19 protein-coding genes are annotated in these 23,540 nt (G+C 71.2%); 7 read left to right on the top strand and 12 right to left on the bottom strand.

Translation table 11 applies throughout. The features are described 5' to 3' along the window. Positions 1 to 192 precede the first annotated feature (192 nt). From K4L06_RS20075 to K4L06_RS20090, 4 genes are all read left to right on the top strand, one after another. The gene (locus K4L06_RS20075) at positions 193 to 1,977 is read left to right on the top strand and encodes a M14 family metallopeptidase (protein WP_221673065.1); all 1,785 of its coding nucleotides are present in this window, start codon (positions 193 to 195) and stop codon (positions 1,975 to 1,977) included. A gap of 228 nt (positions 1,978 to 2,205) precedes the next feature. Then, positions 2,206 to 2,619 carry a hypothetical protein gene (locus tag K4L06_RS20080; protein WP_221673066.1) on the top strand — a complete coding sequence of 138 codons (414 nt, stop codon included), beginning with the start codon at positions 2,206 to 2,208 and terminating at the stop codon, positions 2,617 to 2,619. An 83-nt stretch (positions 2,620 to 2,702) separates the two neighbouring features. Then, positions 2,703 to 3,581 (top strand): endonuclease/exonuclease/phosphatase family protein, encoded by an 879-nt coding sequence (locus K4L06_RS20085; protein WP_221673067.1) that lies wholly within the window; start codon positions 2,703 to 2,705, stop codon positions 3,579 to 3,581. 857 nt (positions 3,582 to 4,438) lie between these two features. After that, positions 4,439 to 5,806 (top strand): esterase-like activity of phytase family protein, encoded by a 1,368-nt coding sequence (locus K4L06_RS20090; RefSeq protein ID WP_221673068.1) that lies wholly within the window; start codon positions 4,439 to 4,441, stop codon positions 5,804 to 5,806. 211 nt (positions 5,807 to 6,017) lie between these two features. On the opposite strand, the gene K4L06_RS20095 is transcribed toward K4L06_RS20090, so the two are convergent. The 9 genes from K4L06_RS20095 to K4L06_RS20135 all read right to left on the bottom strand — a co-directional run bounded on the left by K4L06_RS20095 (position 6,018) and on the right by K4L06_RS20135 (position 16,089). After that, positions 6,018 to 6,623 carry a YdeI/OmpD-associated family protein gene (locus K4L06_RS20095; protein WP_221673069.1) on the bottom strand — a complete coding sequence of 202 codons (606 nt, stop codon included), beginning with the start codon at positions 6,621 to 6,623 and terminating at the stop codon, positions 6,018 to 6,020. 256 nt (positions 6,624 to 6,879) lie between these two features. After that, positions 6,880 to 7,467, bottom strand: a complete 588-nt coding sequence (thpR, locus tag K4L06_RS20100; RefSeq protein WP_221673070.1) for an RNA 2',3'-cyclic phosphodiesterase — start codon at positions 7,465 to 7,467, stop codon at positions 6,880 to 6,882. Positions 7,468 to 7,538: 71 nt separating this feature from the next. After that, positions 7,539 to 8,696, bottom strand: coding sequence for a hypothetical protein (locus tag K4L06_RS20105; RefSeq protein WP_221673071.1), 1,158 nt, complete (start codon positions 8,694 to 8,696; stop codon positions 7,539 to 7,541). A 37-nt stretch (positions 8,697 to 8,733) separates the two neighbouring features. Then, entirely contained in the window at positions 8,734 to 9,531 is a 798-nt protein-coding gene (locus K4L06_RS20110) for a helix-turn-helix domain-containing protein (protein WP_221673072.1), read from the bottom strand. Further along, positions 9,528 to 10,112, bottom strand: a complete 585-nt coding sequence (locus K4L06_RS20115; protein WP_221673073.1) for an SRPBCC domain-containing protein — start codon at positions 10,110 to 10,112, stop codon at positions 9,528 to 9,530. Before K4L06_RS20115 ends, K4L06_RS20110 begins: the two co-directional genes overlap by 4 nt. A 136-nt stretch (positions 10,113 to 10,248) precedes the next feature. Beyond that, a complete protein-coding gene (locus K4L06_RS20120) occupies positions 10,249 to 12,132 on the bottom strand; it encodes an ATP-binding cassette domain-containing protein (protein ID WP_221673074.1) in 1,884 nt (627 codons plus the stop codon). A 457-nt stretch (positions 12,133 to 12,589) separates the two neighbouring features. Further along, positions 12,590 to 13,468 carry a GNAT family N-acetyltransferase gene (locus tag K4L06_RS20125; RefSeq protein ID WP_221673075.1) on the bottom strand — a complete coding sequence of 293 codons (879 nt, stop codon included), beginning with the start codon at positions 13,466 to 13,468 and terminating at the stop codon, positions 12,590 to 12,592. Between the two features lie 290 nt (positions 13,469 to 13,758). Next, entirely contained in the window at positions 13,759 to 15,321 is a 1,563-nt protein-coding gene (locus K4L06_RS20130; protein ID WP_221673076.1) for a YdiU family protein, read from the bottom strand. Positions 15,322 to 15,411: 90 nt separating this feature from the next. Beyond that, positions 15,412 to 16,089 (bottom strand): glutathione S-transferase, encoded by a 678-nt coding sequence (locus K4L06_RS20135; RefSeq protein WP_221673077.1) that lies wholly within the window; start codon positions 16,087 to 16,089, stop codon positions 15,412 to 15,414. Positions 16,090 to 16,206: 117 nt separating this feature from the next. Between K4L06_RS20135 and K4L06_RS20140 the strand changes: the two genes are divergently transcribed. Further along, entirely contained in the window at positions 16,207 to 16,674 is a 468-nt protein-coding gene (locus K4L06_RS20140) for a YaiI/YqxD family protein (RefSeq protein ID WP_221673078.1), read from the top strand. Between the two features lie 6 nt (positions 16,675 to 16,680). On the opposite strand, the gene K4L06_RS20145 is transcribed toward K4L06_RS20140, so the two are convergent. Next, the gene (locus K4L06_RS20145; protein WP_221673079.1) at positions 16,681 to 17,973 is read right to left on the bottom strand and encodes an MFS transporter; all 1,293 of its coding nucleotides are present in this window, start codon (positions 17,971 to 17,973) and stop codon (positions 16,681 to 16,683) included. A gap of 83 nt (positions 17,974 to 18,056) precedes the next feature. Continuing rightward, entirely contained in the window at positions 18,057 to 18,839 is a 783-nt protein-coding gene (locus K4L06_RS20150) for a DeoR/GlpR family DNA-binding transcription regulator (RefSeq protein WP_221673080.1), read from the bottom strand. Positions 18,840 to 19,106: 267 nt separating this feature from the next. Here K4L06_RS20150 and K4L06_RS20155 point away from each other — a divergent pair, with 267 nt between their 5' ends. Both K4L06_RS20155 and K4L06_RS20160 read left to right on the top strand, forming a co-directional pair. After that, positions 19,107 to 21,149 carry a DEAD/DEAH box helicase gene (locus tag K4L06_RS20155; protein WP_221673081.1) on the top strand — a complete coding sequence of 681 codons (2,043 nt, stop codon included), beginning with the start codon at positions 19,107 to 19,109 and terminating at the stop codon, positions 21,147 to 21,149. Positions 21,150 to 21,498: 349 nt separating this feature from the next. Continuing rightward, on the top strand, positions 21,499 to 22,254 hold the full coding sequence (locus tag K4L06_RS20160; protein WP_221673082.1) for a gamma-glutamyl-gamma-aminobutyrate hydrolase family protein: 756 nt from the start codon (positions 21,499 to 21,501) through the stop codon (positions 22,252 to 22,254). A gap of 304 nt (positions 22,255 to 22,558) precedes the next feature. On the opposite strand, the gene K4L06_RS20165 is transcribed toward K4L06_RS20160, so the two are convergent. Further along, positions 22,559 to 23,446: a pseudouridine synthase gene (locus tag K4L06_RS20165; protein ID WP_221673083.1), complete on the bottom strand. Its 888-nt coding sequence runs from the start codon at positions 23,444 to 23,446 to the stop codon at positions 22,559 to 22,561. Positions 23,447 to 23,540: the final 94 nt, after the last annotated feature.

Genomic DNA, 23,540 nt, shown 5'->3' on the forward strand with positions numbered 1-23,540 from the left:
TCGCGGCGGCAGGGCGCGACAGTCTACGTCGCGCCGGCGCCGCCGCGCGCGTCCCTGGCGCGACCGGCGCGCGATTGCTGCCAAAACGCTGGCAGCAGGCGCCGGTTTCCGGCGCCGACCGGCCCTTTCGGGCCAATCGGCGGCGCGCGCTCTTCGCTACCATGCACGACGATTCCGGGGAGAACCGATCCGATGCCACGCACCGTTGCCCGCACTGCCCTGCTGTCCGCCCTGCTCGCCGCCGTTCCCTTCGCCTCCGCCGCGCCCGCGGCGGCGCCGCTGACCACCGTCGCCGAGCGCAGCGGCTTCCTCAAGACCGGCCGCTACGACGAAGTGATCGCGCTGTGCGCGGCCTACGCCGAGCGCTATCCGGACGCGGTGCGCTGCATCGACTTCGGCGCCACCCCCGAGGGCCGGCCGATGAAGGCGCTGGTGGCGACCCGCAGCGGCGCGTTCTCGCCCGCGCAGGCCAAGGCGCAAGGCCTGCCGGTGAGCCTGATCCAGGGCGGCATCCACTCCGGCGAGATCGACGGCAAGGACGCCGGCTTCCTGGCCCTGCGCCAGATCCTCGACGGCCAGGCCGCCAAGGGCGCGCTGGACAAGCAGGTGCTGGTGTTCGTGCCGGTATTCAACATCGACGGCCACGAGCGCTTCGGCCGCTGGAACCGGCCGAACCAGCGCGGTCCGGAAGAGATGGGCTGGCGCACCACGGCGCAGAACTACAATCTCAACCGCGACTACCTCAAGGCGGACTCGGCCGAGATGCAGGCCATGCTCAAGCTGATCGAAGCCTGGGACCCGCTGGTCTACGTCGACCTGCACGTCACCGACGGCGCCAAGTTCGAGCACGACGTATCGATCCAGGTCGAGCCGGTGCACGCCGGCGACGCGCCGCTGCGCCAGGCCGGCCTGGCCCTGCGCGACGGCGTCATCGCCCGCCTGGCCAAGCAGGGTTCGCTGCCGCTGGCGTTCTACCCGTCCTTCGTCGAGAACGACAACCCGGCCTCGGGTTTCGAGGACGGCGTGCCGCCGCCGCGCTTCTCGCACGGCTACTACTTCCTGCGCAACCGCCTGGGCATGCTGGTCGAGACCCATTCCTGGAAGGACTATCCGACCCGGGTCCGGATCACCCGCAACACCATCGTCGACGTGCTCGAGCTGGTCGCCCGCGACGGCGCCGGCTGGCGCCGCGAGGCCGACGCCGCCGACCGCCGCGCCGAAGCGCTCGGCGGCCAGACCGTGGCTCTGGACTACAAGGCCGGCGACGCGGTGCGCACGGTCGATTTCCGCGGCTACGTCTACACCCGCATGCCGTCGGAAGTGTCCGGGGCGCTGATGACCCGCTACGACGAAACCAAGCCGCAGGTATGGAAGCTGCCGCTCAAGTACGACATCCAGCCCGCGCGCAGCGTGGCCGCGCCGCGCGGCGGCTACTTGGTTCCGGCCGCGCACGCGGCCTGGGTCGCGGCGCGGCTGGACCGCCACGGCATCGGCTACCGCCGTCTCGACGCCGCGCTGAGCCAAGCGCCGGTGGCGGCGTTCCGCGCCGGCAAGGCCGAATTCGCCGCGCAATCGGTCGAAGGCCACCAGCGCAACACGCTGAGCGGCGAATGGACTCCGGAAACCCAGGACCTGGCCGCCGGCGCCCTGTTCGTGCCGATCGCCCAGCCCAAGGCGCGCGTGGTCATGGCCGTGCTGGAGCCGCAGGCGCCGGACTCGCTCGCGGCCTGGGGCGAGTTCAACAACGCCTTCGAGCGCAAGGAGTACATGGAGGACTACGTCGCCGAGGAGGTCGCGCGCGAGATGCTGGCGCGCGATCCGCAGCTCAAGGCCGAGTTCGAGCGCAAGCTGCGCGACGAACCCGAGTTCGCCAAGAGCCCGCAGGCGCGGCTGGAGTTCTTCTACCGTCGCCACTCGGCCTGGGACGCGCGCTACAACCTCTACCCGGTGCTGCGCACCGAGCACGTGCCGCGCTGAGCTGAGCTGAGCTGCATCCTGCGCTTCCCCCCTTTGAAAAAGGGGGGCCAGGGGGGATTTGCTTTTCCGCTCCTTGCAAAAGCGCCGAACGAAGCTCCCGCCCCACACGACGGCGTGGAGCCTCGCCGCTTCGACGGTCGCGGCTTACGCCGCTCCTGCAGGCGGTGCGGCGCGGCCGCGTTCACGCGCCCAAGGCTATGCTCGCTGCGACCCGGATCGGAGACCGACATGCTGTCGCGCATCGCGTTCGCCCTGCTCGCTGCCGCCGCACTCGCCGCCTGCCAGGGCGCGACGCCGCAAAACCGCCCCGCGCCGCCGGATGCCGCCGTACCGCAGACCGCCCTGCCCGGCCTGCGCGCGGTCGGCAACGAACCGGGCTGGCTGGTCGAAGTCGGCCCCGGCGACACCCCGGCGATGCGCCTGACCCTCGACTACGGCGAACGCAAGCTCGACATCGCCGCCGCGACCCGGATCGGCGACGAGGGCTATAAGGGCACGGCCGCCGACGGCACCGCGGTCGAGCTGCGCTACCGGCGCGAAGCCTGCAGCGACGGCATGAGCGAACGCGACTATCCGGCCAGCGTGGCCTTGCAGGTCGGCGCGCAAGCCTACCGCGGCTGCGCGGAGTTTCCTGCGCGATGATCGGTCTCTACTCGAATCGCGTCCCGATCGCTTCGCTGTCGCGGCCCGATTCCGCGGCGCGCCCTGCCGCCTCCGGCATCGGCGTGCGTCTGCGCCGAGCCGCAACCCGCCTGCTGGCCGCCACCGCGCTGTCGGCGACCTTCGTCTTCGCTGCCTGCGCCGCGACCGAAACCGCGGCGTCGCCCCCTGCCGCGACGCGCGCGACCGCCCGCACGGCACCGACGATCCGCGTCCTCAGCCTCAACCTGTGGCACGACAAGGGCGACTGGCCGCGCCGCCGCGCCCTGATCGTCGACGAAATCCGCCGCCTGCGCCCCGACGTGATCGCCCTGCAGGAAGTGCTGCAGCGCGAGGGCCTGCGCAATCAGGCCGAAGACCTGGGCGCGGCCCTGGGCTACCGGGTCCAGTTCGTCTCGGTCGATCCGCCGCAAGCGGCTCGCCGCTACGGCAACGCCCTGCTGACCCGGGCGCGCAGCCGCGACCAGGACCAGCGCAAGCTGGAGCCGCTGGACGACTACCGCACCGCGGCGCATGCGCAGCTGCCCCTGGGGCGCGCCGGCGAAGTCGCGGTTTACGCCACCCACCTGCACAACGACCGCGGCGGCGGCGCGATCCGCGCCCGCCAGGTCGCCAGCCTGCTCGATTTCGTCGACGCGACCCGCGGCGACGGCCGGGTGCTGATCGCCGGCGACTTCAACAGCGACGCCGATTCGCCCGAGCTGCAGGCGCTGCGCACGCGCTATCGCGACGCCTACGGCTTCGCCCACCCGCAGGCCACCGCCGATCCGGCCGCGCACACCACGCTCAACCCGGCTTACCTGCCGGCGCAACGCATCGACCACGTGTTCTACGACCCGCAGCGTTTCGAACTGGTCGAGGCCAGGATCGTGCTCAACCACAGCCGCGACGGGGTCTGGGCGTCGGACCATTTCGGCATGCTGGCGGTGTTGCGGCTGCGCTGAACGCGGGACGCGGCTTCGAGGGATGGAGCCGTCGGCGCCGATGCTGCGGTTTCCCGGGTGGGGCCTGCGTGGCGCCCGTTTCTGCGAAGGCTCCGGGCTTCGATCGTTGACGCAAGCCTTGGGGCCTCTGCGCGTTCCGTGGTCGCGGCTTGCGCCGCTCCTACAGGCGATGGGTTCGGGCTTCGATCGTTGACGTAAGCCTTGAGGACTCTGCGCGGTCCGTGGTCGCGGCTTGCGCCGCTCCTACAGGCGATGGGTTCGGGCTTCGATCGTTGACGTAAGCCTTGAGAACTCTGCGCGGTCCGTGGCCGCGGCTTGCGCCGCTCCTACCCCAAGAGCAACAGCGGCGTCCGGCGTTGTCCATGCCGTTGCCGTTGCCGTTGCCGTTGCCGTTGCCGTTGCCGTAAAGAGCTTGGCGCAGAACCGGCCTCGCGAGAACGCCCTGCAGCCCCGAAGGGCGGCCCGCAGGGATGCGGGCCGTGCGCAGCCAGGCCAGGGATGGCCTGTGCGGAGCAGCCCCGCGAAAACCTCGTCCCATAGTGGCTTTTGATTCGAAACAGCCATGGCGTTTTCTTTGGTTACTTTTGACCGAAGGAAATCCCGTGGGACTTTGTCGCCTTGGACAAAGAAAGTGACCCGGCCGCTTGCGGACGGAAGCTTGGCTTTAGAGCTTTAGAGCTTTAGAGCTTTTGAAGCTTTAGAAACCTTCGAACGGCACACGCAGCGAGACTGCAGCAGCGCGGTCGCGGCTTACGCCGCTCCTACAGGGGTTGATCGCCGCGTTCGGGACGGACCGTCATCCCGCTGACATCTGCCCGTTCCAGCATGACCGGCTCCCCCGTCCGCTGGAGCCCCGCATGATCCGTTCCGCCCTCGCCGCCGCCGTGCTGCTCGCCTGCGCCCTGCCCGCCTCCGCCGCGTCCTGGTCGCTGCGCAACGCGGTCGAGACCCCGGCGACGACCCGCGATGCGGTGCGCTTGCCGCCGGGCACTCCGGATCAGGCCAATCTCAATCGATTCGGCTTCTATTCCGACCTCAGCTACAACCCGCGCGACGGCTACTGGTATGCGCTGTCCGACCGCGGCCCCGGCGGCGGCGTGATCGACTATGCGACCCGCGTGCAGCGCCTGCGCATTCCCTACGATCGCCGCAGCGGCCGGATCGGCCAGCCGGTGGTCGACAAGACCATCCTGTTCAACGCGCGCGGCCGCGACAGCCTCAACGGCCTCAACCCGCAGTTGCTCAACGGCGACGCCTCCAAGCTCGGCCTGAGCTTCGATCCGGAAGGCTTCGCGGTCGGCCGCAACGGCCACTTCTACGTCGCCGACGAATACGGCCCGAGCCTGTACGAGTTCGCGCCCAACGGCCGTCTGCTGCGCGCGTTCGAGATCCCGGAAAACCTGCGCCCGCGCAACGCCCAGGGCGCGCTGGACTACGTCGGCGACCGCAAGAGCGTGGTCGCCGGGCGCCAGGACAACCGCGGCTTCGAGGGCCTGACCCTCAACGCCTCCGGCACCAAGCTCTATGCGGTGATGCAGGACCCGCTGGTGCAGGAAGGCGCCAGCAACGACGGCCGCCGCAGCCGCAACGTGCGCATCGTCGAATTCGATCTGCGCCGCGGCCGCGCCGGCGCGCAGTACGTGTACCGGCTGGAGCCGATCGAGGCGCTGAACGCGATCGATCCCTCGGCGCAGGACGATTTCTCCGCCACCCATCAGGGCCGCAGCATCGGCCTGAGCGCGATCCACGCCCTCAGCGACCAGGACTTCCTGGTGCTGGAGCGCGACAACCGCGGCCTCGGCGTCGAAGTCACCGCCGCGCCGTTGCACAAGCGCGTGTACCGGATCTCGCTGCGCGGAGCCAGCGATGTGTCGCAGCGTTCGCTGGCCGGCAGCAACGATCTGCCGGCGGGGGTGCACGCGGTCGACAAGGCGCCGGAAGTCGACCTGCTGGCGGCGCTGCGCGGTACCGGTGCGCGCGACATCCCGGAGAAGCTGGAAGGCCTGGCGATCGGTCCGCGCCTGCGCGACGGCCGCCACCTGGTGCTGGTCGGCAGCGACAACGACTACAGCGTCACCCAGACCGGCGCCGGCGAGCAGTTCGAAGTCTGCGTCGATCGCATCGGTGGCAGCCGCACCCAGGTGCCGCTGGACGCCGCCTGCCCGGCCGGCACTGCGCGCATCCCGGGCACGCTGATCGCGTTCGCGGTGGATTTCCGTCGCTGATTCACGCCGGAGGCGCCGAGGAGCAAATCCCCCGGCGCCGCCGGATCTGCGCGTCCCATCGTTGCGCAGGCGCCAGCCCCCTTTTCCAAAGGGGGCCAATCGACGCACCTTCGCGAATCGGCATAAGCCAGGGCCAGCGATCTCTCAGCTCGCCGTACAACGCCTATCCGATTCCCTATTCCCTATTCCCGATTCGCGCTACAACCAATCCCTACTTCACATACTTCCAGTTCCGCACCTTGCCCTCGGCCATCCACTCCACCGCCTGCGCCAGGCGGGATTGGCGGGTGGCCTCGCGCTTGGCCTCTTCGATCCATTCCACGTACTCGCGCTGCTGGCTCGGCGGAAAGGCTTCGTAGGTGGCGCGGGCCTTGGCGTTCTTGCCCAGGGCCGCGGCGAGGTCGTCGGGGGTCCGCACCGGCGGCTTGGGCTGCGCGGTCTTGGTCGTCGGCCGGGTCGCGCCGGATTCGATCAGCGCCATCGCCTGCTTGACCAGACGGGCGAGCTCGCGCTTGCCGGGCAGGTCGGCGACCCGGGTCAGACGGCCGAACTGGCCCATCGCGTCGCTGTCGCCGGCCTGTTCGGCACCGACCACCTGCGCGCCGTGCCAGAAGCCGAAGCTCGCGTGCTGCTTGAACGCGGCCATGCCGCACAGGATCTTGCCGCGGTAGACGAAGCTGGGCATGCCCCATTTCAAGGTCTCTTCGACCTCGGGACAGGTTGCACGCACGACCGTGCGCAAGTGTTCGAGGATCGGCTGCGCGAAAGGCGCGGCCTGGGCGATATAGGCGTCGATGCGCGGGTCGGCGGCGGCCATGGCAAGCCCTCGGCGGTGACGGCCTCATTCTGCGCCGGCCTTATGCCCGGCAGCCAGCGCCGCCATCCAGGCGCCGGATCGTGCCCTGCCCGGCTTTCGGGGTAGGAGCGGCGCCCCGCGGGGTTTCCTTCGGTCACAAGCCGCGACTGCGTTGTTCCGGTCTCGCGCCGCGACCACGGCCGACTCGGCCGACGCACCGGCGCCGACCGACGAACTCCGCCGAGACAGGGTCGGGCCACGGCGACGCCAGCCGTGCCTATCCGCGCAGTGGCCACTGCCCCAGAACGGTATAGGCATTGCGCGATCCCAGTTGGCTGTGGATCAACGCGAACTCGCTCACCGGCCAGTCGATGGCTTCGATCGCGATCGGCGGATGCAACGCCGCGGCGGCGTCGCGGACCACGGTGACGTGCGGCACCAGCTGCGATCCGGATTCGACGCGCAGGCCCTGCTTGGCCAGGGCCACGCCCAGGCGCTGCCACAGATGCTGCAGGCCGTCCGGCATCCGCTCGCAGCCCAGCCACCACGGAATCGAGCGGTTGCGGAAGCTGCCGGCACGGTCCAGGCGCAGCGCGAAGGCCGGCGTGTCGACGGTCGCCGCCGCGGCGCGTGCGGCGTCGGCACGCTCGCTCTGGAACTGGTGAGCGTCGCCGAGGAACTGCAGGGTCAGGTGGTAACGGTGCGCGCCGATCGCGCGGCCGCCGCTGCGCTGTTCCTGCTGCAGCCGCGCCGCCGCGGCGGCGATGCGCTCGCGGGTGGCCGCATCGGGCAGCAGGGCGAAGAACAGCCGATGGACATCGGCGGGCGCGGCCGGAGCCGCGCCGAACAAAGAGTCTTGATGCATGCCGCCAGTGTAACGCCGGCCGTTGCGGCAGCCGGCATGCGGTCCGCACTCGATCCGCGCGCCGGCGGCGCTCAGCGCGCCGGCGCGGCTTGCGGGGAGGCGGTCGCCTGGGCCGGATCCGGCGCCTTCGCCGCGCCGGCGTCGGCGGCTTCGCGCCGGCGGGTGTCCTCGGCCAACACTTCGGCCGCGGCGCGGCGCACCGCGGCGGGATCGGCGGTGCGCAGATCGGCGTCCGCCGCCAGGCCCATCCGCACCGCGACATCGGCCACCACGCGCTTGTTCGAATACGGGTGCGGGTGATCGGGGTTGTCGTCGCGGCTGCGATAGAACTTGCCCAGCAGGACGTCGCGGGTCTGGTCGGCCTGCGCCAGTTCGACCAGCTTGGCCCGGTACTCCAGCTGCCAGGACGGCATGTCCGGCCAACGCAGCTGATCGGCGTAGTGCTGCGATTCGTGGCCGAGCAAGCTCACCCGGTAGTCCTCGCCCTGCAGATCGCCGTAGTTGGAACGCACCGCGAACACGCCTTCGGCGTTGGCCCAGCCGCCGGCGCCGCCGGTGCCGCAATTGCCGTAGTGGATCCAGCCGCGGCTGATCCAGTCGTCCATCAGGAACACCCGCACCGGCTGCCGCACGTCGCCCGGCAGGTCGACCACGTAGTCGCGCTGCTCCTGGCCCCGCCATAGCAGCAGGTCGTACAGCGGCGGCGTGCGGCCGAGCTGCGCGTGCAGGCCGCGCTTGCCCAGTTCGGCGTCGATGCGCTCGTTCAAGGCGTCGAACGCGTCCTCGCCCTCCGCCGGCGGCGCTTCGCCGAGCAGGCCGGCCAATTCGGCCCGGAGTTGCTTCTCGGCCGCGGGCCGAGCGGCGACGTCGCGCAGCGAACGCCACCAATAGCGCTGATAGCTGGCCAGCAGCGCGCGCACCATCGGATCGTCGAGGCCGCCGGCCGGCTCGACCGACGCCGGCGCGCTGCTGCGATCGTGGCGTTCGAGCATGCAGCCGCGGAATGCGGCGTCCTTGGCGCTGAACTGCTCCAAGGGCGCGGCCTTCAACGCCGCCAGCGCGGAAGGCATGTCGGCGCGCAGCGTGTCGCCCTTGGCCTGATTCACCGCCTGCGCGGCCTGCGGACCGCTGTCGGCGGGCGTAGCGGCGGCGGCAGCGGCAACGGCTGCGCCGGCGGTCGTCGCCGCCAGGCCCAGCGCGCACAGGGTGGACAGCAGGGTCGGTTTCATCGTCGGACTCCGGTTGCGCCGCGGCGCGTTGGGGCCATTAGGCCGCCTGCGCCAGGACCGGGTCTTGTACGCACTTGATCTGCCGGCGCAGCAGCGCCGGGGTGCAGCCGGCGTGGGCGACCACGATCCGGTGCAGATGGCTCTGGTCGGCGAAGCCCGCGGTCGCGGCGACTTGGGCCAGCGGCAGGTCGGTGGCCAGCAGCTGCAGCGCGCGACGCCAGCGCAATTCGCGGCGCAGCGCGCGCGGCGACATGCCGTAGCTGCGGCTCAACGCGCGGCTGGCGTGCTCGGCCGAGACCCCGAGCCGGCCGGCGAGCGCGCCGATCTCGTCTTCGCTGTCGGCCATGCCGCGCAGCAGTTCGCCCTGCCAGTCCGGCAGCGCCAACGCCGCCTGCGGTACGGCGCAGGCCAGCAGTTCGGGCAGGCGCTGCGGGCAGCGCGCGAACACCTCCAGTGCGTCCTTGAGATCGTGCACCCGCCAGGCGCTGGCGCCCAGGGCGATCGTGGCCGTGTCCGGCCGGCGCATGCCCTGCCGATCGCTCCCCCGCCGGCCGGGTCCGGACGAGGCGAGACGCGCAAGATCAAGACCGGATACCCCCAAACCCGGCAGATCCAGATTGATCGCCTGCGCACCGAGCCGGCCGAAACGGTCGCCATGGGCGTGATAGGCCGGATGCAGCACCAGCGTGCCGGGCGTGCACGGCAGCGGGCCGTCGACGCTGGACTCGGTGTAATCGCCGTCCAGCACCAACGCGGCGTAGGCGTGCCGGTGGCGGTGCGTCGCCAGGCTGGCGCCGCGCTCGTGACGGGTGCGGTAGGCGGCCGCGGAGCTCATCGCTGCGGATCGGGCGGGACGGCGCCATGGCCGGCCTCGTCGTCGGCCTTCGCGCGGGCCGGGCTGGCCGTCGAACGCCGCAGGTAGTCGCCCAGCCCGCGCAGTTGCAGGCCCTGCACCTGATCGACCACGGCGACGAACTTGCTCAGATCGTCCGGGGTGTAGCCGCCGGCGCGGTAGGTCATGACGATGCGGGTGCCGCCGTCGGCGGTCGCGGACAGCTTGAACTCCAGCGCGCCGTGCAGGCCCATGCCCTGCAGCGGGCCGAGCCCGCCGAGCAGGCGCAGGGTCTTGCCCGGGTCGACGAAGCTCACCGTCATGTGCAGGGCCTGACGCCGGCCGTCCCGACCGATCTCGCAGAAACAGCCGCCGGCGCGCGGCTGCAGCGACAGGCGCGAATCCTGGCCCCACCAGGTGTGGTCTTTCGGCCACCAACGGTCGATGTCCTCGACCAGGGCGGTCCACGCCGCGTCGGGCGCGACCACTACCGTCTGCTCGTTCTCGACCGTGAACCCGTTCGCCGCCGCGTCCTTGACCGCGGCCGCGGCCGGGCCGCCGCCCAGGCCCAGGGCGAGCGCCATCGCCGCCACCGCTCGTGTGCCGATCCGCCGCATCGCCGCTCTCCCTCGCCGGCGACCGCCGGCGTTCGTTGCGCCGATTAGGAACCTGCGCCGGAGACCGGCGCAAGCGACGGAAGTCGGGGGTGGCGCGGCGCGCTCAGCCTTCCAGTTCGGCCCAGCGCGCGTAGGCGTGGTCGAGCTCGGCCTGGGTCTGGGCCAGGCTGGCGTTGTGGGCGTTGATCGCGGCGCTGTCGCGCTGGTAGAACGCGGCCTCGTTCATCTGCGCGGTGAGCTGGGCCAGGCGGGTTTCCAGTTCCTCGATCCGCAGCGGCAACTGCTCCAGCTCGCGCGCGTCCTTGTAGCTGAGCTTGCGCTTGCTCGCCGCCGGCGCCGCGGCCGCAGCCGTCGCTTCGACCTTGGCGGCGGCCGGTTTCGCGCCCACCGCGGCCTGCGCGGACGGCTGCGCGCGCTGGCGCAGCCAGTCGCTGTAGCCGCCGACGTACTCGCCGACCCGGCCCTCGCCTTCCATGACCAGGGTCGAGGTGACCACGTTGTCGAGGAAATCGCGGTCGTGGCTGACCAGCAGCAAGGTGCCGGGGTAGTCGCCGAGCAGCTCTTCCAGCAGTTCCAGGGTCTCGACGTCGAGGTCGTTGGTCGGTTCGTCCATCACCAGCAGGTTGGACGGCTGGGCGAACAGCTTGGCCAGCAGCAGGCGGTTGCGCTCGCCGCCGGACAAACGGGTGATCGGCGCGCGCGCGCGTTCCGGAGTGAACAGGAAATCCTGCAGGTAGCCGATCACGTGCTTGCTCTTGCCGCCGACCTCGACGTACTCGCGGCCCTCGGCGACGTTCTCGATCGCGTTCCAGTCTTCGCGCAGGGTCGCGCGGTACTGGTCGAAATAGGCGATCTGCAGCTTGCTGCCCTCGCGCACCTCGCCCGTGCCGGGGCTCAGGTCGCCGAGCAGGATCTTCAGCAAGGTGGTCTTGCCGCTGCCGTTGGGGCCGATCAGGCCGATCCGGTCGCCGCGGAACACCGTGGTCGAGAAGTCGCTCAGCATCGGCTGGCCGCCGTAGCCGAAGTTCACGTCCTTGGCTTCGATCACCTTGCGTCCGGAGGCTTCGGACTGGGCGAACTCCATGCGCACGTTGCCGACCGCATCGCGGCGCGCGGCGCGCTCGTTGCGCATCGCCTTGAGCCGGCGCACCCGGCCTTCGTCGCGGGTGCGGCGGGCCTTGATGCCCTGGCGGATCCAGACTTCTTCCTGGGCCAGCAGCTTGTCGAAACGCGCGTTCTCCTGCGCCTCGGCGTTGAGCCGTTCCTCGCGCCGGCGCAGGTAATTGTCCCAATCGCCCGGCCAGCTGGTGACCTGGCCGCGGTCGATCTCGACGATCCGGGTCGCCAGCGCGCGCAGGAAGCGGCGGTCGTGGGTAACGAACAGCAAGGCGCCCTGCCAGGACTTGAGGAACTGCTCCAGCCAGTCGATCGCCTCGATGTCGAGGTGGTTGGTCGGCTCGTCCAGCAGCAACAAGTCCGGCGCCGAGACCAGGGCGCGCGCCAGCAGCACGCGCCGCTTCATGCCGCCGGACAGGCCGGTGAACGCCGCCTCGCCGTCCAGGCCGAGCCGGGTCAGGGTTTCGGTCACCCGCTGGTCCAGGGCCCAGCCCTGGGCGTCCTCGATCTTGGCCTGGACCTTGGCCACCGCGTCGGCGTCGTAGACCTCGGCATGGCTGAGATGGTGGTACTCGGCCAGCCAGGCGCCGAGTTCGCCGAGGCCGTCGGCGACCACGTCGAACACGCTGCCGGTCGCGCCGGCCGGCACTTCCTGCTCCAGCCGCGCCACCCGCGCGCCGTTCTCGCGCCGCACCTCGCCGTCGTCGGGCTGCAGTTCGCCGGCCAGCAGCTTCATCAGCGTGGACTTGCCGGCGCCGTTGCGGCCGATCAGGGCGATGCGTTCGCCGGGTTCGATGGCCAACTCGACGTTTTCGAGCAGGAGCGGGCCGCCGACGCTGTAGTCGACGTTCTGGACGGTAATCAGGGGCATCCGTCCATTCTACCGGGCGCGGCGCCCGCGGCGGCGTCCCGGCCCGCACGCGCCGCCGGCCGGGCGCATACTCGGCGCAGGCGCTCGGCATCCGCCGCACCGCGCCGCCACCGAGGGAGGATCCGCGATGAGCAAGGGCATGGACCGCAAGAAAGAGACCAAGAAGAAGCCGGCCAAGACCATGAAGGAAAAGCGCGCCGAGAAGAACGAGAAGAAGGCCGCCAAGCCCTTCGCACCGGCTTGAAGGCGCGGCTTGCAGGGGCCTGCCTGCGTGCCGATCTGGACCAGTTGGGTCTGAACCAGTTCGATCCGAACCAGTTGGGTCTGAACATGTCGGCGTGAACATGCCGGTCTGAACATGCCGGTACGAACCAGGCCGGTCTGAACCAGACCGGTCTTTACATCCCGGTTGGAGCACCCCGGTCGGAGCCTCCCGACTCGAACCGGGCCGGCGCGCTCAGGTCCGCGCCAGCAGCGGGAAACGGTGCGCGGGCAGCGCCTCGAGGTCGAGCCCGCGCACGAACAGGTGGGCGTCCTCCTCGATCGCCGTCGCCGCAGCCTGCGCCCAACCGCGCGGCGGGCCGAAGCCGAAGCTCACGGTGTGCACCGGCGCGTCGATCAATCGAGGCAAGGCCGCGGCCAGGTCGAAGCGGTCCGGAGCGGCTGCGAACACGTCCTCGATCGTCAACACCCCGTCTTCGGCCTGGGCGAACACCAGGGTGTCGCGATCGAGCCGGCGCAAAGGCGCGGCGTAGCCGTTGGCGGCGTACCAGGTCGCGATGCGGCCGTAGTCGCGGGCGGCGAAGGTCCCGGCCGACGGCGCCGCAACCGCCGCCAGACGCAGGAATTCGGCCCGGTCCGCCGGCTCGGCCAGGTCCAGCCGAGGTGCCGGTTCGGCGCCGGGACGCAGCTCGGCCCGGGTTTCGAACCGCCATTGCGGCGCCGCCGCGAAGCCGAAGCGCGGGTAGAACTCCGCCACCGTCGGATTGGCGAACAACAGCACCGGGGCGCTGCCGCAGGCTGCCAGCGCCGCTTGCATCGCGCGCCGCGCCATTCCCTGCCCGCGGTAACCCGGCAGGCAGCCGACCGCGCCGAGCTGGAAGCCCTCGACTTCCTCGCCCTCGACCCACAGACGCATGCGCGAGACCGCCGCATTGGCGACCACGCGCTCGCCGTCGAACAGGCAGAACGCGCGATAGCTCTCGCTCCACTGCCCCCATTCGCACCAGCGGCGGAAATCGGCCTGGGTGAAGACCCGGGCGACGTAGTCGCAATAGGCCGGATGCAAGGCCGTGTCGGCAGGCCCGAGAACGCGCAGATGGATGGCGGCAGTCATCCGCCGATTTTGCGCGAACCCAGGTCCGAAAAACGTCGTCCTGGCTGTGCCGGATGCGCGTTTTCGTCGCCGGGCACGCGGCGGCGGCTCCCTGTAGGAGCGGCGTAAGCCGCGACAATCGAAGCGGTGTACGCCAGTGCTGCCGTCGAAGCCCGGACATTCGACAGCTCGTCGGTCGACAGCGCCGATCCTCTCCATCTTCGGCCCGATCGCTTGCGCATACCGCTGCAGCGGTCGCGGCTCATGACCGGAGGAAATCCCCGTGGGACGCCGCTCCTACAGAAACCGGGTCAGGAACTGCACGACAGCATCGAACAGCCGGCGCGGTCGCGCGCCCAGTCCGGACGCTTGGCCGCAAACGCCTCGCGTCCGGGCTGGTCCTGGTACGGCCGCCGCATCACCTCCAGCAGCTCGTGCACGCCGTCCAGGTCGCCCTGCTCGGCGCGGTCGATCGCCTGCTGGGCCAGATAATTGCGCAGCACGTAGCGCGGATTGGCCGCGTGCATGCGCGCGCGCCGGTGCGCGGCGGGCAAGGCATCGGCGCGGGACCGGCTGGCGTAGTCGGCCAGCCAGGCCTGCAAGGCCGGCGCGCCGGCGGCGGCCTTGTCGGCGTCGTAGGCGGCATCGGCCAACGGCGCCGGATCGGGCACTTCGGCCTGGATATCGACCTCGGCCAGGGCGCGGAAGAAGATCGTCATGTCGATCTCGTGCGCCTGCAGCCACTCGCGCAGGCGCTGCATGCGCTCGATGTCGCCGTCCGCGCACTCGCGCAGGCCCAGCTTGGCGGCGATCGCCTCGGCCTCGACTGCGTTGTAGGTGTCGACGTAACGGCGCAGGCCGTCCTGCAGCGTCTCGACCGGGATCAGCAAGGACAAGGCCCCGGCCAGCCGGCTCAGGTTCCAGTACGCCACCTGCGGTTGCTGGCCGTAACGGTAACGGCCGCGGCCGGCATCGGTGGTGTTCGGGGTCCAGTCCGGATCGTAGGCGTCGATCCAGCCATAGGGGCCGTAGTCGATGGTCAGGCCCAGCACCGAGAGATTGTCGGTGTTCATCACCCCGTGCACGAAGCCGACCCGCATCCAATGCGCCATCAACACCGCGGTGCGCTCGCAGACTTCGCCGAACCAGGCCGCATAGCGCGCCTGGTCGTCGCCCTGCAGGTGAGGAAAATCGCGGCGGATGCAAAAGTCCAGCAGTTGCTTCAGCAACCCGGTCTCGCCGCGCGAGGCCGGCAATTCGAAATTGCCGAAGCGGATGAACGAAGGCGCGACCCGGCACACGATCGCGCCCGGCTCGGCCTGCGGATGGCCGTCGTAGAACATGTCGCGCACCACCGCCTCGCCGGTGCCGACCAGGCTCAGCGCGCGCGTGGTCGGCACGCCCAGGTGATGCATGGCCTCGCTGCACAGGAACTCGCGGATCGACGAGCGCAACACCGCGCGGCCATCGGCGCTGCGCGAGTACGGGGTCGGCCCGGCGCCCTTGAGCTGCAGCTCCCAACGCTCGCCGGACGCGGTGACCGCCTCGCCGAGGCCGATCGCGCGGCCGTCGCCGAGCTGGCCGGCCCAATGGCCGAACTGATGGCCGCCGTAGTTGGCCGCGTAGGGTTCCATTCCGGGCAGCAAGGCGTTGCCGGCGAACACCGCGGCGAACTCGGGGCTGGCCAGGTCGTCGGCGGAAAAGCCCAGCGTCGCCGCCATTTCGGCCGAATGCGCCAGCAGCCGCGGCGCCGCGACCGGGGTCGGCGACACCCGCGAATACGCCGCGCCATAAACCTGGCGCACCCCGGGTGCTTGCTCGGGGTCGCCGGGCAATTCGCGGACGAAGGCATTGTCGAAGCGCAGCGCGAGCATGGCGGAACCGGTCTGGGATGAGCCTTCAAGATGGGTGTCGGCCGGCGCGAATCCAAGCCGCGCGGCGGCTTGCCCGGCTCGGCGGCGAACTCAACTCAGCAGCGAATACGGCCCGCCCTGCTCCAGCGCCCGCTGATAGGCCGGCCGGGCCCGGATGCGTTCGACGAAGGCCTGCATGTTCGGCCGTTCGCCGCCGGCGCGGGCGGCCGCGGCTTCGACCGGAAAGCTCATCTGGATGTCGGCGGCGGTAAAGCGCTCGCCGGCGAACCACGCATGCCGGCCCAGTTCGCTTTCGATATAGCCCAGGTGCAGCGCCAGTTGCGGCCCGACGAAGGCCGACATCGCCTTGTCGGCGATGCCGCGCGCGACCGGCTTGGCAAAGAACGGCATCGGCGCCGACTTCAACCGCGCGAATACCAGGCTCAGCAACAACGGCGGCATCGCCGAACCCTCGGCGTAATGCATCCAGTAGCGGTAGCGGCGGCGCTCATCGCCGTCCAGCGGCTGCAACGGCGGCGAGATCCGGTGCTCGCGGTCGTAGCGCTCGCACAAGGTCTCGATGATCGCCGCCGACTCGGCCAGCACCTGCCCGTCCAGCTCCACCACCGGCGACTTGCCCAGCGGATGCACCGCCCGCAGCTCGGCCGGCGCCAACAGGGTCTTGGGATCGCGCTGGTAGCGCACGACCTGGTACGGCAGCTCCAGTTCCTCCAGCAGCCACAGCACGCGCTGGGAACGGGAATTGTTGAGGTGGTGGACCTTGATCATGGCCGTCGCGCTGGGAAGGGTGCGGGCATGGTAAGGCAGCCCGGAGCCGGCACGCCGGGACGATCCGCGGCAAACTGTGCGTCCGCTTTTCGACCCGCACGCTTCGATCCGCACGCCATGACCGCTCCTACTTCGCCGCAGATCTGGGTCGACGCCGACGCCTGCCCCGGCCCGATCAAGGAGATCCTGTTCCGCGCTGCGGACCGGGCCCGGATCCCGCTGACCCTGGTCGCCAACCAATGGCTGCGCACCCCGCCTTCGCCGTACATCCGCGCGATCCAGGTTCCGGGCGGGCTGGACGTGGCCGACAACGAGATCGTGCAGCGCCTGGGCGCCGGCGACCTGGTGGTGACCCAGGACATTCCGCTGGCCTCGCTGGCGTTGGAGAAAGGCGCGGTGGCCTTGAACCCGCGCGGCGATCTGTACACCCGCGACAACATCGCCGAACGCCTGTCGGTGCGCAATTTCATGGAAGAGCTGCGCGGCGCCGGGATCCAGACCGGCGGCCCGGCCGCGTTCCATGCCCGCGACCGCCAGGCCTTCGCCGCGCAACTGGACCGCTGGCTGGCGCGGCGTCCGCGCTGAGCGGACTCAGGCCGCGCGGGCGATGCGCGCGCTGGCCGCCACCGCGACCAGGCCCAGGCCGAGCAGGCCGAACGCCAGCGGCAGGCTGCTGATGCGGGCGATCGCGCCGATCGCCGCCGGGCCGGCGAGGATGCCGGCGTAGCCCAGGGTACTGATCGCCGAGATCGCCGCGGCCGCCGGCATCGCGCGCTGCTGGCCGGCGGCGCTGAACAGGATCGGCACGATGTTCGAGCAGCCCAGGCCGACCAGGACGAAACCCAGCAGGGTCGCGAGCGGCGACGGCAGCGCGGCGGCGAGCAGGAAGCCGGCCGCGGCGCAGGCGCCGCCGATGGCCTGCACCCGGCGCGGGCCGAAACGCTGGACGATGCGGTCGCCGTTGAAGCGGCCGACGGTCATCGCCAGGGCGAACGCCGCATAGCCGATGCCGGCGGCGCTGGATTCGACCCCACGCGCGGAGACCAGCAACAGCGCGCTCCAGTCCAGCATCGCGCCTTCGGCCAGGAACACCACGAAGCACAGCGCGCCGATCAGCACTACCGCGCCGCGCGGCAGCACGAACATCGAGCCGCCGCTCTCCTCGCCGTAGCGCAGCAATCCCTGGCTGCCGGCCAGCAGCAGGATGGCCAGCGCGACCGCGGCCGCCAGCGCCGCGGTCGGCGGCGCCGCCTGCAGCCACAACAAGCCGCCGACCAGGCCGGCACCGGCGATGCCGCCGACGCTGAAGAAGCCATGGAAACCGGACATCAGCGCACGGCCGCTGGCTTTCTCGACGATCACCGCCTGGATGTTGATCGCCACGTCGATGGTGCCGATCGCCGCACCGAAGCCGAACAGGGCCAGGGCCAGGCTCGGCACCGTCGCGCAATAGGCCAGCAGCGGCAGGCAGGCGCAGACCGCGGCGCCGGCGAGCAGGATCAGCTTGCGGCAGCCGTAGCGCGCGGCCAGCGCGCCGGTCAGCGGCATCGCCACGATCGAACCGGCGCCGAGCGCGAGCAGCAGCAGGCCCAGGGTGCCTTCGTCGACGCCGGTGCGCGCCTTGGCGTAGGGCACCAGCGGCGCCCAGGCCGCCATCGCCACGCCGGCGACGAAGAAGGCGATGCGGGTCGACAGGCGTTCGCGCGCGCCGATCGTGGAGGAAGACGCTGCGGGCGCCGATGCGGCATCGGTCGCTGCGGGTGCGGCGGCCCGCTCTTGCGCGGAGTGTTTCTGTGCGGAGTCTGCCTGCGCGGAGCGTTCAAGCGCGGCGTCGTTGCGCGCGGCGGACGAGGCGGAGATTTCGTTCGGGTCGAGCGGATTCATGGGCAGTCCCGGTTCGTCGGCGGCCACGGGCCGCGTAAGCGCCTGGCGGCGGATGCGATAGGCATCGGCGCCGAGGCTGTGGCTCATCGGCTAGGCGCGGCGCGCAGCACGCGCACGCCGCGGCGGGCGAAGGCCTCGGCCTGGGCCGCGTCGCCGCCGTGTTCGACCGCCAGTGCATGCAGTGCGTCGGCGGCCAGCACCGGGTAGCGCGCGGCGGTGCCGAGCTTGTCGTCGGTGACCGCCGCCACCACCGCGCGGCTGGCCGCGGCGACCGCCTGCTTGAACTGCGCATCCTCGTAGTCCAGCGCGCTCACCCCGGCGTCGCCGTCGGCGCCGCACACGCCGAGGAAGTACAGGTCGCTGCGCAGCGCCTCGGCGTCGCGGGTGGCGGCGCGGCCGAGGCTGGCGCCGATGCGCGGGTCGACCCGGCCGCCGATCACGATCAGCTGCAGATCCTCGCGCTCGGCCAGGCGCGCGGCGATCGCCGGCGCATTGGTGGCCACGGTCAGGCGGTAGTCGGCCGGCAAGGCCTCGGCGATGGCCAGATTGGTCGAGCCGGCATCCAGGAACAGCAACTGGCCGGGTTCGATCAGGGCGATCGCGGCCCGCGCCAGGGCCGCCTTGCGCGCCGGCTCCAGGCCGCGGCGCCGGGCCAGCGGCCCGTGGTCGGGCGACAGCGGCAAGGCGCCGCCGTAGACGCGCTGGCACATCCCGGCCGCCGCCATCTCGCGCAGGTCGCGGCGGATGGTGTCGTGGGAGACCTCGAGTTCGCGCGCCAGATCGACCGCGAGCACCCGGCCCTGAGCCAGCAGGCGTTCCAGGATCAGGCCTTGGCGCTGCTGCGGGAGCAGTTCTTCGGCGGACATGGGGGAATCCTTATTCATGCACGATTGATAATAATTGTGCACAAACGTGCAAACCATGCAAGCACCGCCGACCGGAAAGCCCGAGCCGCGCCGAAACCGACCGCGAACCGGCCGATCCGGCACAACCGGCCCCACGACGCGGCGAAACAGCGCCCAGACCGGCCTACCGCACGTCGCCCGGCGCGCGGCCGAGCCGAAGCTCCACCCGCATACAGGTAAACTGGTCGGTCTCCCGACCGGCCTCGCCGGCGCTGCTAGAGCCTCGACATGAGCGCCGACACGCCCAATACCGCTCCCGAAACCCCCAAGTTCACCGACCTCGCCCTGCCCGAGCCGCTGCTGCACGCGCTGGCGGACGTCGGCTACGAATCGCCCTCGCCGATCCAGGCCGCGACCATTCCGCCGCTGCTGGAAGGCCGCGACGTGCTCGGCCAGGCCCAGACCGGCACCGGCAAGACCGCCGCGTTCGCGCTGCCGATCCTGGCCGCGATCGACCCGGCCCAGGCCCGCCCGCAGGCGCTGGTGCTGGCGCCGACCCGCGAACTGGCGATCCAGGTCGCCGAGGCGTTCCAGAAGTACGCCACCCACCTGCCCGGCTTCCACGTGCTGCCGATCTACGGCGGCCAGAGCTATTACCCGCAGTTGCAGGCGCTCAAGCGCGGCGTGCAGGTCGTGGTCGGCACCCCCGGCCGGGTCATCGACCATCTCGAGCGCGGCTCGCTGGACCTGTCGCAGCTGCGCTGCCTGGTCCTGGACGAAGCCGACGAAATGCTGCGCATGGGCTTCATCGACGACGTCGAGGCGGTGCTGAAGAAGACCCCGGAAACGCGCCAGGTGGCGCTGTTCTCGGCGACCATGCCGCCGCAGATCAAGCGCATCGCCCAGACCTACCTGAAGGAACCGGTCGAGGTCGCGATCAAGGCCAAGACCACCACCTCGGCCAACATCCGCCAACGTTACTGGTCGGTCAGCGGCGTGCACAAGCTGGACGCGCTGACCCGGATCCTGGAGGCCGAAACCTTCGACGCGATGATCGTGTTCTCGCGCACCAAGCTCGGCACCGAAGAACTGGCCGAGAAGCTGTCGGCGCGCGGCATCTCGGCCGCGGCGATCAACGGCGACGTGCAGCAGGCGCAGCGCGAGAAGACCATCCAGAACCTCAAGGACGGCAAGATCGACGTCCTGGTCGCCACCGACGTGGCCGCGCGCGGCCTGGACGTGGAGCGGATCAGCCACGTGCTGAACTACGACATTCCCTACGACACCGAGAGCTACGTCCACCGCATCGGCCGCACCGGCCGCGCCGGACGCAAGGGCGAGGCGATCTTGTTCGTGACCCCGCGCGAGCGCGGCATGCTGCGCGCGATCGAGCGCGCCACCCGTCAGCCGATCGAGCCGATGGAACTGCCCAGCGTGGAGACGGTCAACGAGCAGCGCGTCTCGCGCTTCCTCGGCCGGATCAGCGAGGCGCTGGAAAGCGAAGAGCTGGGGCTGTTCCGCGACCTGGTCGAGCGCTACGAGCGCGAGAAGAACGTGCCCGCGGTGGAGATCGCCGCGGCCCTGGCCAAGCTGGTCCAGGGCGAGAACCCGCTGCTGCTGGCGCCGCCGGCGGCGCAGCCGCGCTACGCCGAACGCGAGGGACCGCGCGAACACCGCGGCCAGGCCACGCGCAAGTTCATCGAGCGCGACAACGCCTCCAACTCCGGCGCCCATCGCCGCGACAAGTTCGAGCGCCCGGCGCGCGACGAGGCCCGCCCGGCCCGCCGCGACGACGAGCGCGGCGCGCACCGCCACGAACAGCGCCAGTACACCCCGCCGATGCCGGGCGCCGCGTCCGAGCGCCCGCTCAACGCCGCCGAATCGATGTTCGACGACGAGGCGCCGGCGCCGCGCCCCGAGCGCGCGCACGAGCGCAGCCACGAGCGCGCGCCGCGCGAGGCCGAGGTCGGCATGGAGACCTTCCGGATCGAAGTCGGCCACGCCCACGGCGTGCAGCCCGGCAACATCGTCGGCGCGATCGCCAACGAGGCCGACCTGGAAAGCCGCTACATCGGCCGGATCGACATCCGCGACGAATACACCCTGGTCGACCTGCCCGAAGGCATGCCGCGCGAGCTGATGGAGCACCTGAAGAAGGTGCGCGTCGCCGGCCAGCCGCTGCGGATCCAGCGCGCCGGCCCGGGCGATGCCGAAGGCGGCCGCGGCCACGGCCGTCCGGGCGCGTTCCGCCCGCACGGCGCGCGCCCCGGCGGCCCCAAGCCGCACGGCGCCGGTCCGCGCAAGCCGTTCAAGCCGCGCGGCCCGCGCTGACCGCCGCGCCTTGCGGCCGCGACCCAGCCTCCCGAGGTCATGCCCGCGCATGCGGGCATCCAGGGATTCATCCGGCACGACGCTGAAGTCTCTGGATCCCCGCCTTCGCGGGGATGACGGACTGGAGTGGCTGGCACAACGTCTGTCCGGCCCTGGTCCGCGCCGGCCCGCCGTCGCACCGAGTCTGGCGGCGAGGCCTTGGCTCTGCGCTGCGGCAACCGGCGGGATGCGGGAACCTCGACCGAAACCGTCAGACCCCGTGCCCCAAACCAGAAGTCATAAGCCCGGCGCCCCACAGCGCGCGCCGCGTTTGGCATAGTCGCAGGCGTAAGCCGCAACGCCGCCGCTCATGTCCCGCATCCTGGTCTTCCAACACGTCGCCGCCGAGCCCCTGGGCACGCTCGACCCGCTGATCCGCCGGCGCGGCCACCGCATCCGCTTCGCCAATTTCGACCGCCACCCCGAGGCCCAGCCCAACGTCGACCGCTATCGCGGCCTGATCGTGCTCGGCGGGCCGATGAACGTCGAAGACCAGGCCGCGCGTCCGCACCTGCGCACCGAACTGCTGGCGATCGAACGCATGCTCGAACAGGGCAAGCCGGTGCTCGGCATCTGCCTGGGCGCGCAGTTGCTGGCGCACGTGCTCGGCGCGCCGGTGCGCAAGCATCACCGGCCGGAGATCGGCTGGTACCCGATGCAGACCACCGCCGCCGGCGCCGCCGACCCGGTGCTGGCGCCGCTGGCCGGCGTCGCGCCGGTGTTCCAGTGGCACCGCTACAGCTTCGAGATTCCCGACGGCGCGCATCATCTGGCCCGCACCGACAGCTGCGAGCAACAGGCCTTCCGCTGGGGCGACAACGCCTACGGCTTCCAGTTCCATCTGGAAATGGACGTGCCGCTGATCGAGCGCTGGCTGGCCAACCCGGCCTATCGCGAGGAACTGGCCGAACTCGGCCACGACACCAACGAGGGCGCGATCCGCGCCCGCACCGTCGAGCACATCCACGGCATGCAGGCGCGCGCCGACGCGGTGTTCAACAACTTCCTCGACCTGATCGGCCGCCCGCAGCGGCGCTACACCCTGCCCTCGCGCGAGTGGGTGTGAGCGCGAAATCCTAGGGAGTAGGTGCGGCGCCCCACGGGGATTTCCTGCGGTCACAAGCCGCGACCGAGACACCGCGCCGACGACGCCAACGCAGATAAGGCTCGACCGCGCAGCCACCGGGCTGCCTGTTTCGATCTTCGATGCGATTACGAAGGCCTTGCTGGTTCTGCGCGTCCCTTGGTCGCGGCTCGCGCCGCTCCTACCCCAGGACATCGTCGGTTGCGGCGCGGGACCGAGGCGGCGCGGTCGCGGCTCATGACCGAAGGGAACCCCCGTGGGCGCCGCTCCTACCCAAAGGACAGGCCTACAGGCTCAGGCCGCTGTCGTAGCGGCGCTCGCGACCGTCCAGCGGGTCGACGAATTCCAGCGAGCGCGCCAGCAGCTTCAGCGGCCGGGCGTAGTCGTCCGGCGCCTGCGCCGCGAGCGGATAGAAACGGTCGCCCAGGATCGGCGCGCCCAGCGCGGCCAGGTGCAGGCGCAGCTGGTGCTTGCGGCCCGTCAGCGGTTCCAAGGCGTAGCGCCAGACCGATTCGCCGCGTTCGAGCACGTCGATCCGGGTCTCGCTGTTGGCTTCGCCCTGCGCCTCGCGCATCAGGAAGAACGGCTCGCCGGCGACGATGCGCGAGCGCCGCAGCAGCGGAAACGCGCAGTGCGGCAGCGGCGGCGCCAGCGCCTCGTAGCGCTTGCGGATGTGCCGCTCGCGGAACAGCGCCTGATAGGCGTCGCGGCTGGCCGGATCGCGCGAGAACAGCACCAGGCCCGCGGTGCCGGCGTCGAGCCGGTGCAGCGGCGCCAAGTCGGGTTCGCCGTAGCGCCGCTGCAGCCGTCCGAGCAAGGTCTCGGCGACGAAGCGGCCGGCCGGGGCCACCGCCAGGAAATGCGGCTTGTCGACCACCAGCAAATGCGCGTCGGCATGCACGATCCGTTCCTGGAACGGAATCCGCGCCTCTTCGGCGACTTCGCGGAAGTAGCGGATCTCCATGCCGACCCGGTACGGCGCGTCGGCGGCCAGCGCCCGCCCCTGCGCGTCGAGCACCCGGCCGCGGGCGAAGCGGTCTTGCCAGCGCTCGCGGGCGATCGCCGGAAAGCGCGCGCACAGGCCGTCCAGCAGGGTCGTCCACGGCCCCGGCGGCAGTTGCAGGCGGCTCGGCGGCGCGGCCGCGAAGCGGTCCTGGGGCGGAAAAGTCGGCATGCGACCATGATCGCTCACTTCGCCGCGCGGCCCGCACCGTGCCCGGCCTGGGCGCGCTCCCGGCGCGGCCGCCCGGATGCCTGTTTGGGTCGCT

Origin of the sequence: Lysobacter sp. BMK333-48F3, assembly GCF_019733395.1 — a bacterium.
Lineage (GTDB): Bacteria > Pseudomonadota > Gammaproteobacteria > Xanthomonadales > Xanthomonadaceae > Lysobacter.

Coding starts and splice junctions, on each gene's coding strand:
- K4L06_RS20095 (WP_221673069.1), bottom strand. CDS start 6,623: ATGGCCGCCGCCGACCCGCGCATCGACGCCTATATCGCCCAGGCCGCG.
- K4L06_RS20140 (WP_221673078.1), top strand. CDS start 16,207: ATGACCGCTCCTACTTCGCCGCAGATCTGGGTCGACGCCGACGCCTGC.
- K4L06_RS20105 (WP_221673071.1), bottom strand. CDS start 8,696: ATGAAACCGACCCTGCTGTCCACCCTGTGCGCGCTGGGCCTGGCGGCG.
- K4L06_RS20165 (WP_221673083.1), bottom strand. CDS start 23,446: ATGCCGACTTTTCCGCCCCAGGACCGCTTCGCGGCCGCGCCGCCGAGC.
- thpR (WP_221673070.1), bottom strand. CDS start 7,467: ATGCATCAAGACTCTTTGTTCGGCGCGGCTCCGGCCGCGCCCGCCGAT.
- K4L06_RS20135 (WP_221673077.1), bottom strand. CDS start 16,089: ATGATCAAGGTCCACCACCTCAACAATTCCCGTTCCCAGCGCGTGCTG.
- K4L06_RS20090 (WP_221673068.1), top strand. CDS start 4,439: ATGATCCGTTCCGCCCTCGCCGCCGCCGTGCTGCTCGCCTGCGCCCTG.
- K4L06_RS20125 (WP_221673075.1), bottom strand. CDS start 13,468: ATGACTGCCGCCATCCATCTGCGCGTTCTCGGGCCTGCCGACACGGCC.
- K4L06_RS20075 (WP_221673065.1), top strand. CDS start 193: ATGCCACGCACCGTTGCCCGCACTGCCCTGCTGTCCGCCCTGCTCGCC.
- K4L06_RS20155 (WP_221673081.1), top strand. CDS start 19,107: ATGAGCGCCGACACGCCCAATACCGCTCCCGAAACCCCCAAGTTCACC.
- K4L06_RS20150 (WP_221673080.1), bottom strand. CDS start 18,839: ATGTCCGCCGAAGAACTGCTCCCGCAGCAGCGCCAAGGCCTGATCCTG.
- K4L06_RS20120 (WP_221673074.1), bottom strand. CDS start 12,132: ATGCCCCTGATTACCGTCCAGAACGTCGACTACAGCGTCGGCGGCCCG.
- K4L06_RS20145 (WP_221673079.1), bottom strand. CDS start 17,973: ATGAATCCGCTCGACCCGAACGAAATCTCCGCCTCGTCCGCCGCGCGC.
- K4L06_RS20160 (WP_221673082.1), top strand. CDS start 21,499: ATGTCCCGCATCCTGGTCTTCCAACACGTCGCCGCCGAGCCCCTGGGC.
- K4L06_RS20130 (WP_221673076.1), bottom strand. CDS start 15,321: ATGCTCGCGCTGCGCTTCGACAATGCCTTCGTCCGCGAATTGCCCGGC.
- K4L06_RS20115 (WP_221673073.1), bottom strand. CDS start 10,112: ATGGCGCTCGCCCTGGGCCTGGGCGGCGGCCCGGCCGCGGCCGCGGTC.
- K4L06_RS20110 (WP_221673072.1), bottom strand. CDS start 9,531: ATGAGCTCCGCGGCCGCCTACCGCACCCGTCACGAGCGCGGCGCCAGC.
- K4L06_RS20080 (WP_221673066.1), top strand. CDS start 2,206: ATGCTGTCGCGCATCGCGTTCGCCCTGCTCGCTGCCGCCGCACTCGCC.